Consider the following 15,917-nt stretch of genomic DNA (forward strand, 5'->3'; position numbering starts at 1 on the left):
CCTCTCAGCCCAGCGTCCGCGTCGGTTCGCTGTGCGTCGCGGTGTGCACGACTCGCCCGCGGGCGCCGTCGACCAGCGGAGGGTACGGCGCGCCGTGCCCGCACTCGACGTCGGCGACGACGGGCACACCCGAGGGCCCGAGCGCGTCCAGCACGGCCTCGTGCTGGGGCCGTCACGACACCAGCCCTTCCGGCACCCGGTGGGCGTGTCCATGAGGTTGTTGCCGTGCACGGACGCCGTCCCCGTCAGGAGGGTCAGCTGCGTGATCGCGGTCGACATGTCGGACTCCCCGACGAGCCAGGCCGGTCAGCATCGAGATCGGCTCGCTCGCGCGATCGGCCACCGGCGCGGTGACATGTCCGGCACCGTCCATGCACCGGCCGAGGGCCTCCGGCCGAGGACCACCTCGTACCCCCCCCGTGCCTGCAGCGTGTGGATCGCCCCGTCCAGGCGCCACCGCGGCTTCTTCGCGACTCCGCTCGAAGGGGAGGTGATGCCGATGCGCCGTCGGGATGCAGACGCGTTCTCCGGTCCGGCGTGTGGGGGATTCCACGGGGCTGATCGGGGCTGATCGGGGTGCGACCGGGTGTGGGACGCCCACCTCGGGCCGGGCCGGGGCGAGGGTGGGCGCATGAGACATGGATCTGTGACGTCCGTCGGCCGTGGACGCGGTCGTGCCGTCGGAGTGCTGGGTGCTGTTGCGGCTGCGGCCGTACTCGTCGCCGGCTGCGGGGACGGTGGGAAGGACGAGTCCTCCGCCGCTGCCACCAAGCCTCCCGCGCAGCCCGTGAACCAGCCCACGACCGGCGCGCTCACCGAGGACCAGACGGAGCGCAAGGACCTGGTCGGCGCCGTGAAGACCGACTGGGAGCAGGCGGCGGACGCCGCGGTGGCGAAGGTGCCGGACGGCGAACTGGTCGAGATCGAGCTGAAGCGCTCCGACGGGGTCATGGAGTGGGACAGCGAGGTCGCCACGTCGGACGGCACGTCCTACGACGTGCATGTCGACGCCGTGACCGGGCAGGTCACCCGGTCACAGGTGGAGGGCGATCAGGACAATGAGGACCGGCAGCAGCTGGCCGACCGGCTCAGCAAGGCCAAGACGACCGCACAGCAGGCCGCCTCGACCGCGACGGACCGCAAGCAGGGCACCGTGACCTCCGTCGGCCTCGGCGGCGGGAACGGTGGCGCCGCCCCGGTCTGGTCCGTCGACGTGGTGTCGACGGACGACTGGTCGAAGACGGACTTCGACATCGACGCCGCCAGCGGCGAGATCCTGCGGCAGGAGGTCGACCGGGACTGACCCGGCCGGAGCCTCGGCGAGGTCCGGCCGGGAAGGGCTCGCCGCCCCGGAGCGGTGCTCACCGCTCCGGGGCGGGCTCACCAGTCCAGGCCGGCCGCCGCCTGCGCCTTGATGTAGTTCGGGATGTCCCGCGTCTCCGTCACCGTCAGCGCCGACTTGACCGACAGGCCGTCCTTCAGCACGTGCTGCCGGAACACCCGGTACAGCGGGATGTCCCAGTACTCCGTCTTCTCGTAGCCGTCCACCACGGCGTTCTCGCCCCAGAAGATGCCCGATGTGTCGATCCCGTCGAGCTCCGGCGTCTCCGCGCCGAACGCGGCGACCACCGTGTCGGACTGGCGCGCCGGCTTCATGCCGTGCTTGGCGAGCTCGATCTGCGCCTCCTCGGAGGCGAGCCACTTCACGACCTCCAGGGCCTGCGCCCTCTTCGCCGATTGCGGAGGCAGGAACGCGGCGAGTGTGTTGGGCTGGTAGGTCGAGTTGTCGCCCCCGCCGAGGACGGGCACCGACGTGACGCCGAGCTCGATGTTCTGCGCCAACACCCGCCAGTCCTCCAGGTCGCCCTCGGGGACGTAACTCGGGTTGAGCGTGTAGGCGTTCATCTTCCAGAGCGTGTCCACGGCCATGGCCACATGGCCCGTGAGCAGGAAGTCGTCGACCGAGGTGAAGATGTTTCGCTGGATGAGGTAGAACCGCTCCATGTTGGCGCCCAGCTTCTGCCAGCCTGCCGAGGTGATGTTCACCTTGACGTCCTGCGGCGCCGGTGTCTCGGTGCCCGTGGGGAGGAACGGGTAGAGACCGAGCTGGTTGAAGTCCAGGTAGTTGTCCGGGTGCTGGAGATAGCCCTTGTACGCGACCAGGTCCTGCTCCCGGGTCAGCCGCTGCGCCAGCCGGTACGCCTTGTCGTACGTCATGCCGTGCGACGGGTAGCGGACGCCGAAGAGGTCGAAGATCTTCTTGTTGTAGAGCAGCACGAAGTCGTCGATGAACAGCGGGACGCCGTAGACCCCGCCGTCGGAGCGGGACTTGACGAGCTCGACCGCGGCCGGGTTGAGCCCGCTCAGGTCGATCTCGCCGGTGAGGTCGCGCAGCCAGCCCCGGTGCTCCAGGTCCCGGTCGATCCGCCGGCGCGGATCGTCGATGATGATGTCGGGGACCACGCCCGCCGCCTCGATCTCCTCGTACCGGACGGGGTAGTCCCAGGTCGTGATCTTGAACTTGAAGTGCGGGAACTTCTGTGCGAGTTTCCTGCCGATAACCTTGTCGACGAAGCCCGGGTTCTCGGCGGGCTTGTAGTTGGCGATGATGATGAAGATCTCGTCGTCGCAGACCTCGAACGGCTCGTCGTACCGATTCGGGATCGGGGTGCACACCGCGCCGGTGCGGGTGGCATACCGCCCTCCCGTGGTCTTGGCGGTCTGTGCCCTGGCCTCCTGAGGCGCCACGACCGGGGCGCCCACGAGGGCCGCCGATCCCGCCAACGCGCTGGCCGCGACGAAGTTCCGGCGCGTGAGTCCGCGGCGGTCCTTCTCGGCACCGGATTCTTCGCTCATGGTCACCCTCCGCTTCTCTGGGTCGGGGTCTGGCCGGATATGAACTCCACTGGCATGCCACTCGAATGCCACTATGGTCCAACCAGGCGGTGGAAGCGTCAACACTTGTGCGGGAACCGGGATTTGGCAGAGGAGAGCGGATGCTCCGGGACGAACAGAGCGGGAAGGTCCTGGCCATCGACGCGGCGCAGGAGGGTGCGCGGCTGCGCCTGTACGGGGACGGCCACGAAGAGCCCTACTTCACGGGCGAGCTGGGCACCATGCTGGTCGTCTCGACCGGGCGCCCCTGGCGGTTCGCGTTCCCGGGCGTGCGGAACGCCGAGGTGACGCGCGTCGGCGACACCCTCGTGGTGCGGTGCGCGGTAGGGGAGCTCTCCGCCGAGATCTCCTTCGCCTTCGACGACGGCCTGCTGCGGGCGGACATCACCTGGCGCAACACCTCGGCCGCCCCGCTCCGGGACCTCGCCGTCGGCCTCGTGCTCGAACTGCCGCAGTCCTCGCCCGAGATGGTGACCCTTCCCCAGGTCCTCCACCGCAACAACCCCTCCTCCGACCCGGCCCGCACCGTGCCCAGGCTCGCGACCGGGCCGGGTGGCGGCGCGGTGGTCGTGGAGGAGCACCGGCTGCCCATTCCCTGTGTGCACACCGAATGGCAGGGTCCCGACGGGCCGCGCTCGCTGAGCCTCTTCTCGCCCGACCCCGGCGACGGCTCCCTCGGCGCCGCCGTCCACGAGGACCGTCTGCGGCTGACCGCGATGAGCGGCACCGTGATGTTCAACGGCACCGCCGACGTCGCCTACGTGCACAAGAGCGCGACCGCCGCGTACGAGGGCGGTTACCGCGAACTCGCCCCCGCGGGCGCCCTGACCACGCGCCACGCCCTCGACTGGAGCCGTCCGCGCCGCACGGGCCACGGGTTCCGGGACATGGTCCACCGGGGCCTGCGCCTCTACGCGCCGGTGGGCGCCCGGCCGCTGTCACTGGACGAGATCGTCCACTACAAGACGCTCGCCATGGACCGCCGCTGGCACGATGCCGAAGGAGCCGCCGGATTCCTCAAGTTCCCCGGCCCCGGCCATGTGCCGGGCTTCATGTACGGCTGGACCGGGCAGTGCCTCAAGCTCGCCTGGTGCGACGCCCGGATCGGTCTGGAGCGGGGCGAGCGGTGGCGCGTCGACCGCTGCCGGCGCGCCGTGAACTTCTACCTCGACGGCAGTGCCACAGGAGCACCTCCGTGCCTGCGGATGAGCTTCTACGGCACCGAGGACGGCACCTGGTCGGCGTTCCGGCGGGACGGGCGCACGTTCATCTCCGCCCGGGCGTACGGTGACGCGCTCTGCGACCTGGCCGATGTCATCGCCCTGCTGCGCGCGGCCGGCCACGCCGTCCCCGAGCGCTGGACCCGGGCGCTCGCCGAGGGTGCGGACTTCCTCGCGGTGAGCGCGGCCCCGGCGGGCGGGGTGCTGCCGCTCGGCTGGCGCCTCGACGGCAGCCCGGACCCGGAGCCGCCCGGAGCGGCCGGGCTGCCGGGCGTACTGGCCCTTCTGAAGACCCACCGCCTCACCGGTGACCAGGGGCTGCTGCGCTGCGCCGAGGAGCTCACCGAGCGCTACCAGCGGCTCCACGCCGAGGACTTCGCCCGCCCCTTCGCCCGCGCCACGCTCGACGCCGTCTGCGAGGACAAGGAGGGCGGGATCGCCTTCTTCCAGTGCGTCTGCGAACTGCTGGAGCTGACCGGCGAGGCGCGCTACCGCGAGTGGGCGGAGGCGAGCGCCGACTGGCTGCTTACCTGGGTCTACCAGTGGAATCCCGGGTACGACCCCGGATCGGCCCTGCGCGAGCGCGGCTTCTCGGCCGTCGGATGGCCGGGTGTGAGCGTCCAGAACCACCATCTGGACGTCTTCTTCCCGGCCTACGAGCTGTGGCGGTTCGGCGAGCTGGCCGACCGCCCCGTGTACACGCGGCTGGCCGGTCTGATCGCGCACGCGCTGGGCCAGGGCATCTGCACCCGCCCGGGGGAGTGGGACTTCGAGCGCCCGGGTGAGCAGGCCGAAGCGTTCTGCCCCACCAACTGGCAGGGCCGCGGCACCAGCAACACCTGGAACCCGTCCTGGGTGACGGCCCAGGTGCTCTCCAACGCCCTGCGGCTGCGCGAGCTCACCGCGGGCGCGTGAGCCCCTTACGGACGGGCTCCGGCCGGTGCACTCCGGCCGGCCGGTAGCCGAGGGCGCCGCTGATCCCCAGGTGGTCGGCGAGCAGCCAGGCGATGGCCAGCCACATCTCGGTGCCCTGGAGGCCGGGCATCTGCTCCCGGGTGCCGCCGGGCTCCAGCGCGAAGCTGAAGCCCTCGCCGTCCTGCCAGCGGTCGAGCAGCCGGCCGAGCTGCTCCCGCGCCCACTCCTGGCCCTCGGCCAGACGGTGGCCGCTCTGGCGGGCGCACAGCCACAACGGGTGGATCACGTCGAGGACGTTGCAGGCGTTGCCGCGGTCCGGTCCGAAGAACGCCGTGTCACGGCTGTGGGCCAGGACCGTGTCCACGGCCCGCTCGGGATACGGGAGGGGCAGCCCGAACTGCGCGAAGGTGCCGCGCGTCAGCCGGTAGAAGCCGTTGACCGGCTGGAGCCACCGGTCGGCGGCGCCCGGCCGCCCCCACATCCCGTGCCACGGGTCGGCATGCGTGAGCAGCCAGCCGAAGAGCGTGTCGGCGGCCTCCGCGTACAGCCCGAACCCCTCGATGTTGCGCAGGTACGCGGTGCCGATCCCGTCCACCCAGTGGCCGCTGCGCCAGGCCGCGGTCCGCCACGGCAGCCCGTCCAGCCTGGCCCGCAGTTCGGCGGGGTCCAGCGCGTGCACGGCGCGGACGGGGTGCGCGAAGCCCGAGCCGAGCAGATCGAGCGCGTACCCGACGCAGAGGATGTGGTACATCGCCGCGTCGTCGTCCAGTGCCGGCGGGGCGGCTCCGAACTCGGGCACCAGTCCGGTCCCCGGGTCCTGGAGCCCGCGCAGCAGCGCCGCCAGCTCTTCGGCCGTCGTGCCCGGCGGGGGAGCGCCGAGCAGCAGCTGCGCGATCTCGACGGCGTCACAGACGGCCCGTACGGTGCGGGGCGCACCGGGCCGGTCGGCGAAGGCGGGGACACCGTCAGGGCCCTGCGCGCGGCAGCGGCCGAGGAGCTCCGCCGCCTGCTCCCGGGCCCGGTCGGCGAACCGTTCCAGCCGGGCGTCGAGCCCCTGCGGGACCGCCCGGCGAGCGGGGACCTCCCGGCGGTCGCGGAGGCGCCGGGCCGGGTTGCCCGCGGCGACCGACCACGGCGGGAGGTCCCTGGTGACGACCGCGCCCGCGCCGATGACGCAGTGGTCCCCGATGGTCACCCCGTCGACCACCACGACCCCCGAGCCGATCCACACGTCGTCGCCGATCACGATGCCCGCCGAGGTGAGCGGCTGCTTGTGCACCGGCCGGTCGGGGGCGGTCGAGTGGTTGAACCCGAGCACCGAGCTGTGCGCGCCGATCCGCACGTGGTCGCCCAGCCGGACCCGCCCGCGCACGGTGGCGAACGGGTTGACCGTGCAGTCCCGGCCCATCTCCACGTCGTCGGTGACGTACGCGTAGGCGGCGACGTACGAACCCTCGCCCATCCGGAGCCGGTCGGTGAAGACACCCGCCCACGGCGACACGAACGTACGCCCCGCCAGCTCCGCCTCGCCGCCCTGCTCGACCAGCCGTTTGACGAGGCCCTGCTGCCAGGCCAGCTGTGCCTGTCGCTCCTCCTCGGACGCGGAGCCGCGGAACAGCCAGGGGCAGTAGTCGAAGCGGCCCGGTGCACCGGTGCCAGAGGTCATGGCAGCCTCACGTTCTTCCGTACGAGTCCCCGGACGTGCTCAAGGCGGTCGGCCTCGGCGATCCCGGTGAACGTGCAGTCGGTCAGGTGCAGTCCGCTGATCGGGGCGTGTCCGTAGCCGCGGGCGAGCAGGACCCTGCGGGCGCTGTCCACGGTGACGTTGCGGACGTCGATGCCGCCGACGCGCGGCGGGTGGGCGCCGGTGTCGCCCTCACCGCGGTGGAAGTCGCAGGTGAGGAACTCCTTGGTGAGGTGGCTGACCGTGATGCCGTCCAGGTGGATGTCCTCGGCGAAGCCGCCGCGCACGGAGTTGGTCTTGATGTAGAGCCCGAAGTACAGCCCGGGGCCGCCGATCCGGCAGTCGAGGGCGACGACGCCCCGCACCCCGCCGGTCATGTCGCTGCCGAGGGTGATGGCGCCGTAGCGGTGCCGCAGGTCGCAGTCCTCGATGAGGATGTTCTCGCTGGGCACGTTCACCCTGCGCCCGTCGGCCTCCCGGCCCGACTTGATGGCGATGCAGTCGTCGCCGGCGTAGATGTCGCAGCGGCGGATCACCACGTCGCGGCAGCACTCCGGGTCGATGCCGTCGTTGTTGGGGCCGGGGCTGTCGATGGTGACGTCCTGGATCAGCACGTTCCGGCAGAGGACCGGGTGGATCTCCCACATGGGGGAGCGGACGATCGTGACGCCCTCGATGAGCACGTTGCGGCAGTGGTAGGTCTCGATGAAGTTGGGGCGGAAACGGAATCCGTCGCCGTACACCCGCTCCTCGACCGGCACACCCCGCTCGGACTGCCGCCACAGTGCCGGCCAGTCGTCCTCCTGCTCGCGCACACCGGGCCGCCAGCCGAACTCCTCCTGGCCCGACCAGGGCCACCAGTGATCCTCGTCCGCCTGCCCGTCGAGCGTGCCGGAGCCCGTGACCGCGATGTTCTCCTGGCCGCGGGCGTAGACGAAGGCGGAGTAGTTGTAGCACTCGACGCCCTGGAAGCGGCTGAGGACGACGGGCAGATACGCGGCCGGGTCGCGGCTGAACGCGAGCGTCGCCCCCGACTCCAGGTGCAGGTCGACATTGCTGAGCAGATGGATCGCCCCGGTGGCGTACGTGCCCGCGGGCACGGTCACATGGCCGCCGCCCGCTCCGTGGCAGTCCGCGATCGCGCGCCGGAAGGCGGCCGTGCAGTCGGTGCGGCCGTCACCGCGGGCGCCGTAGCGGGTGACGGGGAACTCCCGGTCGGGGAAGCCCGGCGGGGCCACCCGGGCACGGATGGCCGCCGCGAGCCGCCGCCCGGCGGTGTCGTCGGTCATGGGGCGGACACGTCCTCCCCGTTGACGGTCACTCCGCGCAGCACCAGCCCTTCCACGTTCTCCATGACGTACGGCTCCTCCATCGCCGCGAACGTGCAGTCGTCGAGCAGCACGTCCCGGACCGGGTTGGCGTCGTTTCCGATGAAGTACCAGGCGAGCGGGCCGGTCTCGGCCGTCAGACCGTGCACCTCGATCCCGCGCACGTCCGGGTAGTGGGGCCCGGCGCCGATGCCCTCGTAGTCGAGCGCGATCTCGATCACGGAGTCGCCGACGGTGCCCACGGTGATGTCCCGGAAGACGATGTCCCGGACGTACCCGCCGCGCAGCGGGTTGGACTTGATGCGCAGCGCGCGGTCGAGATCGGGGCTGTCCATCCGGCAGTTGCGGGCCAGGATGTCGCTGACGCCCCCGGTCATCTCGCTGCCGATGGTCACTCCGCCGTGCCCGTCGCGCATCTCGCAGTCCTCCACCAGGGCGTAGCGGCAGGGGACGCCGACCCGGCGCCCGTCCGCGTTCCGCCCGGCCTTGAAGGCGATGCAGTCGTCCCCGGTGTTGAACACGCAGTCCTGGATCAGCACGAAGGAGCAGCACTCGGGGTTGCAGCCGTCGTTGTTGGGGCCGTTCGGGCTCTCGACCGTGACCCCGCGGACGGTGACGTTGCGGCACAGCACCGGATGGATGTTCCACATCGGGGAGTCCTTGACCGTCACCCCCTCGATCAGGACGTCGCGGCAGTCGTAGAACTGGATCAGGTTCGGCCGCAGGTGGTGCCCGCCGCCGAAGACCCGCTCCGCGACCGGGACACCCTGGTCGCCCCACGCGTTGAGCCGGTCCTTCTCCACGCGCTCGGGCGAGGGGGCCGTGCCGCCGGGTCCCTTGGTCCAGTCCCACCAGTGGGTCGCGTCCGCCTGCCCGTCGATCGTGCCACTGCCGGTGACCGCGATGTTCCGGCAGCCGCGGGCGTAGATGAAGGGCGAGTAGTTGTAGCACTCGATGCCCTCGTAGCGGGTGTACACGACCGGGAGGTACGCGGCCGGGTCGCGGCTGAACCGCAGCGTGGCCCCGGCCGCCAGATGCAGGTCGATGCGGTCGCGCAGATGCACGGCCCCGGTGAGGAAGTCGCCCGGCGGGACGACGACATGGCCGCCGCCCGCCCTGGCGCAGTCGGCGATCGCGTCCCGGATCGCCCCCGTGCAGTCCGTGGTCCCGTCGCCGACCGCGCCGTAGTCGGTGATGACGACGCGGCGGCGGGGGAAGCGCGGTGTGCGGATCCCCGCCAGGATGCGCGCGGCCATCGCGTCGGCGGAGTCCGCCCGGGCCGCGGCCGGACCGGCGCCCAGGGCGAGCGCCGCCATGGCTCCGGCGCCGATCAGGAAGGTGCGCCTGCCGCCGCGGCTCACCACGACCACTCCTCGGCCGGCACCGCGAGGGTATGGGTGCGTTCCGGAGCCTTGGGCTCCAGCTGTCGGCTGCTGTACATCGGCCGTGACCTGCCTTCCGGTTGGATGCCGACGACGTCGTCACCGCGCCACCGGGTGCGGAAGGTGCGCCCGGCGGCGGTCTCGTCCGTCGTGGACTCGGCGAGGGGAAAGGTGACCGTGATCCGTTCGCCCGCGCGGGGGCGGTCCAGACGGAGGTACCCGTCGGGCGCCCAGGCGCCGGTGTCCCGGCCGGAGGTGGTGACCAGCGGTCCGGAGACGGGGTGGCGGACGACGGTGAGGTGCGCGTACCCGGCCCAGTCGGGGACACGGAGCCGCAGCTCGCGGCAGTCGGCGCGCAGGTCCAGGTCCACCCGCCCCTCGTACGGCAGATGGCTGAGCACGTCGACCAGCCTGCTCCCGCGGTTGAGCAGCAGATTGACCCGCAGCAGCTCCTCGTCGCCGGCGACCGCCGCGTTCCAGCCGGTGAAGAGCCCGCGGACGCCGGAGCCGACGCAGCATGCCTGGACGTCGCTGGTGTGCCCGCGGCCGAGGACCACGTCGGACACGTAGTCGTTGGGCGCCCCGTAACCGGCGAAGGCACCCCGCACCCGCTCCCCGACGCGGTGGTGCGTCCGCCAGCCGGGGATGTCCCGTGAGCGGTCCGGGGCCGAGCGGACCCAGTCGACGTCGGAGAGCTGGGAGGCGGCGAGGTGGTTGCGCAGGAACCGCTCCACGACGGACCAGTACGCGGTGTACCCGGCGCGGGCGAGGGTGGTGCCGATGCCGATGAGGTCGACGAGCGAGCAGGTCTCGTGCTCGTAGCGCTGGTCGGCCAGGTCCCCCGGGGTCCAGCCGAAGCCCGTGCCCTGCGTCAGCGCCCAGTCGAAGGACCGCTTCACGAACGCCGTCAGCGCGTGGTCGCCCGTGAACACCGCGTACTTGGCGAGGCCGTCCAGCGTGCCGAGCCGGGTGTGGAAGTGCCCGCTGCGGTAGGCGAGCGCCGCGTTGAAGCTGCCGTCGGGGAGGAAGACGCCGCTCTTCTCGGTGATGAGCCGCGTGAACCAGCCGCACAGCTCCAGGGCGTCGGCGCTGCCGGTCGCCCGGTGGTGGCGGAGCAGCGGCATGATCAGCCGGCCGCAGAACGAGGCCGGGTCGGGGGCGAGGTGCAGCTGGGCCGCGTGCGCGGAGGGCCAGCCGCCGTCCCGGGTGTACTCGGAGGCCGGGTAGTACCAGACGTCGCGTTCCTTGACGGCGATCCGCTTCAGCGCCGCCACCTGCCGGTCGGCGGCCCGCCGCACCGTCTCGTCGCCGCTTTCGAGGTACCAGGTGGTGAGCGCGAGGAGCGTCGCACGCTGGTCGATGAGGTTGGCGTGGGGCGCCCAGTGCCCCAGGGGGTGGCTGCGCCGGTAGGTCAGCCCGTCCTCGGCGAGCAGGTCGAGGAGCGTGGCCTTGTAGCGCTCCTCGGTCTCCGACCACCAGGACTTGCCGGTCATGTGCCGGGCGAGGACGCACGCGTCCGTCAGCCGGCCGTGGCTGGAGCCGTAGTCCCAGTCGCCGTGGACCAGCGTGGCCGGCTCGGCGAGCAGATCGGCGCTGAAGAAGGGGATGTGGCCGAGGTCGGGGTCGGCGAGGCCGACGACGGCGTTCATGGCCTGCTCGGCGCGGTCTTCCAGGAGGAGCGTCGCGGGGATGGTGCGCATGGGGCCCTCACAGTCCTTCACACCGGCTGGATGGTCGGACGGACTTGAATGCCGCAGGAATGCCATTGAGGTTAGGAGGGGGTCCGGAGGGGCGTCAAGGTGTGCGTAGACGCTGTGTATGGGCTCAAGTGGGTGGTATACCAGTGGTGTTGACCCCCCTTTCGCGCCCTGCGGGGGACAGATCCGCCGGACCACCACCGGAGGCAGCAGTGACACGCGGCACCAGCAGCGCACCGACCGACCTCAGGACGGGCCACCTCGCGGAGCCCCTCGGTATCGACGACGAACACCCCGACCTCTCCTGGAAGGTGAGCGCCGGGCGGCAGGACGCCTATCGGATCCACGTCGCCTCGACCCCCGGCCTGCTCGCCGCCGGTGCACCCGACCTGTGGGACAGCGGGCGGGTCGCCGGGCACCGCGGCACCGGCGTCGAGTACGGCGGCAAGGCGCTCGGCTCCGCACAACGGGCCCACTGGCGCGTGCGGGTCTGGGACGAGTGGGGCACCGCCTCGGAGTGGAGCGCCGCGGCCTCCTGGGAGACCGGGCTGCTCCTGCCGTCCGACTGGGACGGGGCGCAGTGGGTGACCGCACCCGAGTGGGCGTCACCCGACGGGCATGACCCGGCGGCCCCGCTTCCCCTCCTGGCCGGGGACTTCCGCCTCGACCGGCCGGTCCGCCGCGCCCGGCTCCACGCCACCGCGCTCGGCGTCTACGAGGCGAGCGTCAACGGGGCCCGCGTCTCGGACGCCGTGCTCGAACCCGGCTGCACGGCCTACGACAAGCGGCTCCTGTACGCCACGTACGACATCACCGACGCCGTCCGCCAGGGCTCCAACACGCTCGGCATCCTGCTGGGCAACGGCATCGCCAATGTGCCGAACGTGCCGGGCCGTTACGAGAAGCTGCACGTCAGCTACGGACTGCCCAGAGCCCTCGCCGTGCTGCTCGTCGAGCACACCGACGGCACGTGCACCCGCCTCGTCACCGACGGCAGCTGGCGCACCGCGCCCGGCCCGATCACGCTCTCCGCCTGGTTCGGCGGCGAGGAGCACGACGCCCGGCGCGAGCCGGGCCCCGAGGACTGGCGGCCCGCGGTCACCGTCACACCGCACGCCCCCGACGTGACGCTGTCGGCCCGCGCCCATCCGCCCGTGGAGGTCGTCGAGACCGTCGAGACCGTCTCCGTCACCGAACCGCAGCCCGGGGTGCACGTCTTCGACCTGGGCGTCAACATCGCCGGCTGGCCCGAGCTGCGGGTCCTCGGGCCCGCGGGAACGTCCGTGGTCATGCGCCCCGCCGAGCTCCTCCACGACGACGGCACCGTCAACCAGCGCTTCACCGGCCGCCCCTGCTACGACCGGTACACCCTGCGCGGCACGGACGCCGGCACGGACACCGGCGCCGATGCGGAGGCCGAGACCTGGCATCCGCGCACCGTCTACCACGGCTTCCGCTACGTCCAGGTCGAGGGCCTGCCGGGACCGCCCGCCCCGGACACCCTGCGCGGGCTCGTGCTGCGCGCCGCCAACACGCCCGCCGGCGGCTTCAGCTGCTCCGACGAGCTGCTCAACGGCATCCACCGGCTCGTCGACCGGGCCGTCCAGGGCAACATGTACAGCATCCTCACCGACTGCCCGCACCGCGAGAAGCTGGGCTGGCTGGAGCAGACGCACCTCGTCTTCCCCGCCGTGGCGCGCAACTACGACGTCGCCGCCTACTACCGCAAGCTCGTACGGGACATGGCGGACGCCCAGACCGACACCGGCCTGGTCCCGGGCATCGCCCCCGAGTACACGGTCTTCGAGGACAAGTTCCGGGACGACCCCAACTGGGGCGGCGCGATCGTCCTCGCACCCTGGCACCTCTACCGGACCTACGGCGACACCGCCACGCTGCGCGCCCACTACCCGTCGATGCTGCGCTACCTGGACCACCTCGCCTCACGCACGGACGGCAGCGGACTGCTCACCCACGGACTCGGCGACTGGATCGCCTTCGACGACTCCACGCCCAAGGGCGTCACCGCGGCCTTCGCCCACCACCGGATCGCCACCGCCATGAGCGAGATCGCGCAGGCCGTCGGCGAATCCGCCGACGCCCGCCGCCACACCGCCCTCGCCGAACGGATCGGCCGGGCCTTCCACGACACGTACTTCGACGCGGACCGGCACACCTACGCCACCGGCAGCCAGGCCGCCGACGCCCTCGCCCTCGACCTGGGCATCGTCCCCGAGGCCGAGCGCTCCGCCGTCCTCGACCACCTGATCGCCTCCATCCGCGCGGCGGGCGACCACGTCACGGTCGGCGAGATCGCCCTGCCCTCGCTGCTGCGCGTCCTGAGCGCGTACGACCGCGACGACGTCGTCCACGACCTCGTCAGCCGTACGGACAGCCCCAGTTACGGCTACCAGGTCACCCACGGTGCGACCGCGCTCACCGAGCGCTGGGACGGACCGACGCGGGGCTCGTCCCAGAACCACCTCATGCTCGGCGCCGTCGAGGAGTGGTTCGGCGCGTCGCTCGCCGGCATCCGGCAGGCGGAGGACTCCGTCGCCTTCGACCGGATCGTCCTGCGCCCCACCCCCGTCGGCGGACTCACCTGGGTGAGCGCCTGGTACGACACCCCGCGCGGCCGCGTCACCAGCGCCTGGGAGCGCACGGACGACGGCCTGCGCTTCGACGTGACCGTGCCGCCCGGCCCGCCGTCCCGCGTCGAACTGCCCGTGCCGGACGGCGCGGGCGCGCCCCGGGCACCACAGGGTGCGCGCCCGCTCGGCACCGCCGGCGGCCGGGCCGGCTACGAAGTCGGCCACGGCACCTGGCAGTTCAGTGTCGGGGCCTGACCGGGAAGTAGACGGCGTACGGCTCGTCCTCCACCTCGTGCAGCGGAACGAACCGCAGTCCGCGGTCCTGGCCACGCGCCCGGTAGGAGCCGCGCCACGCGAACGGGTCGCGCTCCTCGTCCGGGGCCAGGAGCGTCTCCGGCCGGCCCGGGTCGCCGTCGAGCTGCCGCTCCTCCTCGCACAGGCCCGCCAGCACGACCGGCCCGTCCATGAACGCCACCGCCTCCGGACGGTCCGGCAGCGGCTCGGCGCGCAGCGCCGTGGGCAGCTCAAGGCGTACGGTGTCGTCGCGCCATGTCCGGTGCACGCCGACCAGCCCCGGCCCGGGCTTCACCGGCTGCGGCTCACCGTTCACCGTCAGGGTGACCGGACCGCTCACCCACCAGGGCACCCGCAGGCCCAGCTCGAAGTCGGCGGGCCCGTCCGCCCGCACGGACAGTTCGATCGCCCACCGGTCGGGACGGCGGTCGGCGCCCCGGTCGCCGGAGGCGGCGATATGCGTACCCACCTGAGGGTCCGGGCGCTGCGACAGCTCCACCTCCCGGCCCTCCCGGGCGAAGCGGAGCGTGGAGGGGATGTACTGGCAGACCGCCACGCCCCCGTCGTGCCCGTAGTAGGCGTACGCGTTGTGCAGCGTGTGCGCCTGCACCATCGTCCCGTAGCAGCACCAGAAGCTGTCCGTCGCGGTGCCCCACTGCTTCGTCGCGCCCGGGCGCAGCGGCAGGTAGTAGGCGGCCATGCCGGTGCGCGGATGCTGCTGCGCCAGGATGCCGTTGTACAGGTTCCGCTCGATGTAGTCGGCGTACGCGGGGTCCCCGGTCCAGCGCAGCAGCACGTGTGCAAGGCGCATCATGTTGTGGACGGTGCAGTGCTCCTGGGTGCGTGTGCCGAGGCGGGCGGCGAACTCGTACGGCGGGGTCCACATCTCGTAGCTCGACTGCCCGCCGGTGGCGAAGTACCCCCGGTCGGTCACCGCGCACCGCCAGTACTCCTCCACGACGCGCCGCCAGCGCTCCTCGCCGGTGACCTCGAAGGCGCGGGCCGCCCCGAGCACCTCGGGGACGGTGGTGTTGGCGTGCCGGTTGGTGAGGGGGTCCTCGCCCGCGAGCAGCCGGTCGAAGAGGCGCGGCCGGTCGTAGCGGCGCACGAGGTCCAGATGGGCCTCGTCGCCGGTGATCCCGTACAGCTCGGCCCACACCTCCAGCATGCCGCCGGTCTCGTGGTCCAGGATGTCGTCGAGGTCGTCCCGGGAGAAGCGGCCGGTCCAGCGGTGGAACCAGCGGGCGGCGTTCACGACGGTCCGCAGCGCCTGCTCGCTGCGCAGGTACCGGTGGGCGTCGAGCAGGCCCATGAGCGTCTTGTGGACCGTGTAGTGCGGAGCCCACATGCGCTTCCCGTCCGCGATGCGGTGGAGGTACTTCTCCGGGATCGAGAAGACCCACTCGCCGCCGTTCTCGCGCTGGAGGTGCCCGAGGCTGCCGACGATGCCCTCGGCCTTCGCCCGGAGCTCCGCGTCCCCCGTCGTGGCGACGAGCCGTGCGGCCGCCGACAGCCAGTGGCCGAGGAAGTGGCCGCGCAGCTGGGAGTCCAGCGCCTCCCAGCCGCCGTGCCGTTTGCCGGAGGGCGCGGGATCGCCGGGGGCGAAGATGCCCGCCTCGAAGGTGAAGGCGCGCAGCAGCTTCGCGGAGTCGAGGCTCATGAGATAGCTGCGGACGAGCCCGGCCCGCTGCTGGAACGGATTGGCCAGGTCGGAGTAGTCGATCCGGCCGAGGCCGGGCAGAAGGCGAACGCGGTCGGCGGGGAAGTCCCGGAACGGCGGCTGCATCGCTCCAGACAGCCCGGCACCCCCGTCTCCTGTCAATACCGCCGTCGCCACCACCACGGTGACGCCCGCCATCGACACCGCCATCAACATCGCCGTCAACACCGCCGTCACGCCGACCCGTTGGG

General features: G+C 72.2%; 10 protein-coding genes. 3 read left to right on the forward strand and 7 right to left on the reverse strand.

Features of this window, described 5'->3' with window-relative positions:
* Window positions 1-4: 4 nt before the first annotated feature.
* The gene (locus KK483_RS35585) at window positions 5-154 is read right to left on the reverse strand and encodes a hypothetical protein (RefSeq protein WP_399015759.1); all 150 of its coding nucleotides are present in this window, start codon (window positions 152-154) and stop codon (window positions 5-7) included.
* A gap of 477 nt (window positions 155-631) precedes the next feature.
* On the opposite strand from KK483_RS35585, the gene KK483_RS33945 reads away from it, so the two are divergent.
* Entirely contained in the window at window positions 632-1,303 is a 672-nt protein-coding gene (locus tag KK483_RS33945) for a PepSY domain-containing protein (RefSeq protein ID WP_262009048.1), read from the forward strand.
* A 77-nt stretch (window positions 1,304-1,380) separates the two neighbouring features.
* On the opposite strand, the gene KK483_RS33950 is transcribed toward KK483_RS33945, so the two are convergent.
* A complete protein-coding gene (locus KK483_RS33950) occupies window positions 1,381-2,856 on the reverse strand; it encodes an extracellular solute-binding protein (RefSeq protein ID WP_262009049.1) in 1,476 nt (491 codons plus the stop codon).
* Between the two features lie 140 nt (window positions 2,857-2,996).
* Here KK483_RS33950 and KK483_RS33955 point away from each other — a divergent pair, with 140 nt between their 5' ends.
* Complete coding sequence (locus tag KK483_RS33955) at window positions 2,997-5,030, forward strand: hypothetical protein (protein WP_262009050.1); 2,034 nt, start codon at window positions 2,997-2,999, stop codon at window positions 5,028-5,030.
* On the opposite strand, the gene KK483_RS33960 is transcribed toward KK483_RS33955, so the two are convergent.
* The 4 genes from KK483_RS33960 to KK483_RS33975 are packed head-to-tail and all read right to left on the reverse strand — an operon-like array spanning window position 5,014 to window position 11,124.
* Window positions 5,014-6,696 carry a DapH/DapD/GlmU-related protein gene (locus tag KK483_RS33960; protein ID WP_262009051.1) on the reverse strand — a complete coding sequence of 561 codons (1,683 nt, stop codon included), beginning with the start codon at window positions 6,694-6,696 and terminating at the stop codon, window positions 5,014-5,016. The genes KK483_RS33955 and KK483_RS33960 overlap by 17 nt on opposite strands.
* On the reverse strand, window positions 6,693-8,003 hold the full coding sequence (locus KK483_RS33965; RefSeq protein WP_262009052.1) for a glycoside hydrolase family 28 protein: 1,311 nt from the start codon (window positions 8,001-8,003) through the stop codon (window positions 6,693-6,695). Before KK483_RS33965 ends, KK483_RS33960 begins: the two co-directional genes overlap by 4 nt.
* Window positions 8,000-9,406: a glycoside hydrolase family 28 protein gene (locus KK483_RS33970; RefSeq protein ID WP_262009053.1), complete on the reverse strand. Its 1,407-nt coding sequence runs from the start codon at window positions 9,404-9,406 to the stop codon at window positions 8,000-8,002. Before KK483_RS33970 ends, KK483_RS33965 begins: the two co-directional genes overlap by 4 nt.
* Window positions 9,400-11,124 (reverse strand): glycoside hydrolase family 127 protein, encoded by a 1,725-nt coding sequence (locus tag KK483_RS33975; RefSeq protein WP_262009054.1) that lies wholly within the window; start codon window positions 11,122-11,124, stop codon window positions 9,400-9,402. Before KK483_RS33975 ends, KK483_RS33970 begins: the two co-directional genes overlap by 7 nt.
* A 209-nt stretch (window positions 11,125-11,333) precedes the next feature.
* Here KK483_RS33975 and KK483_RS33980 point away from each other — a divergent pair, with 209 nt between their 5' ends.
* On the forward strand, window positions 11,334-13,967 hold the full coding sequence (locus KK483_RS33980) for an alpha-L-rhamnosidase (RefSeq protein WP_262009055.1): 2,634 nt from the start codon (window positions 11,334-11,336) through the stop codon (window positions 13,965-13,967).
* On the opposite strand, the gene KK483_RS33985 is transcribed toward KK483_RS33980, so the two are convergent.
* Window positions 13,951-15,903 (reverse strand): glycoside hydrolase family 127 protein, encoded by a 1,953-nt coding sequence (locus tag KK483_RS33985; protein WP_262009056.1) that lies wholly within the window; start codon window positions 15,901-15,903, stop codon window positions 13,951-13,953. The two genes, KK483_RS33980 and KK483_RS33985, sit on opposite strands and share 17 nt — an antisense overlap.
* Between the last annotated feature and the right edge of the window lie 14 nt (window positions 15,904-15,917).

Origin of the sequence: Streptomyces sp. FIT100 (assembly GCF_024584805.1) — a bacterium.
In the GTDB taxonomy this organism is placed as follows: domain Bacteria; phylum Actinomycetota; class Actinomycetes; order Streptomycetales; family Streptomycetaceae; genus Streptomyces.

Coding starts and splice junctions, on each gene's coding strand:
- KK483_RS33945 (WP_262009048.1), top strand. CDS start 632: ATGAGACATGGATCTGTGACGTCCGTCGGCCGTGGACGCGGTCGTGCC.
- KK483_RS33965 (WP_262009052.1), bottom strand. CDS start 8,003: ATGACCGACGACACCGCCGGGCGGCGGCTCGCGGCGGCCATCCGTGCC.
- KK483_RS33960 (WP_262009051.1), bottom strand. CDS start 6,696: ATGACCTCTGGCACCGGTGCACCGGGCCGCTTCGACTACTGCCCCTGG.
- KK483_RS33975 (WP_262009054.1), bottom strand. CDS start 11,124: ATGCGCACCATCCCCGCGACGCTCCTCCTGGAAGACCGCGCCGAGCAG.
- KK483_RS33955 (WP_262009050.1), top strand. CDS start 2,997: ATGCTCCGGGACGAACAGAGCGGGAAGGTCCTGGCCATCGACGCGGCG.
- KK483_RS33950 (WP_262009049.1), bottom strand. CDS start 2,856: ATGAGCGAAGAATCCGGTGCCGAGAAGGACCGCCGCGGACTCACGCGC.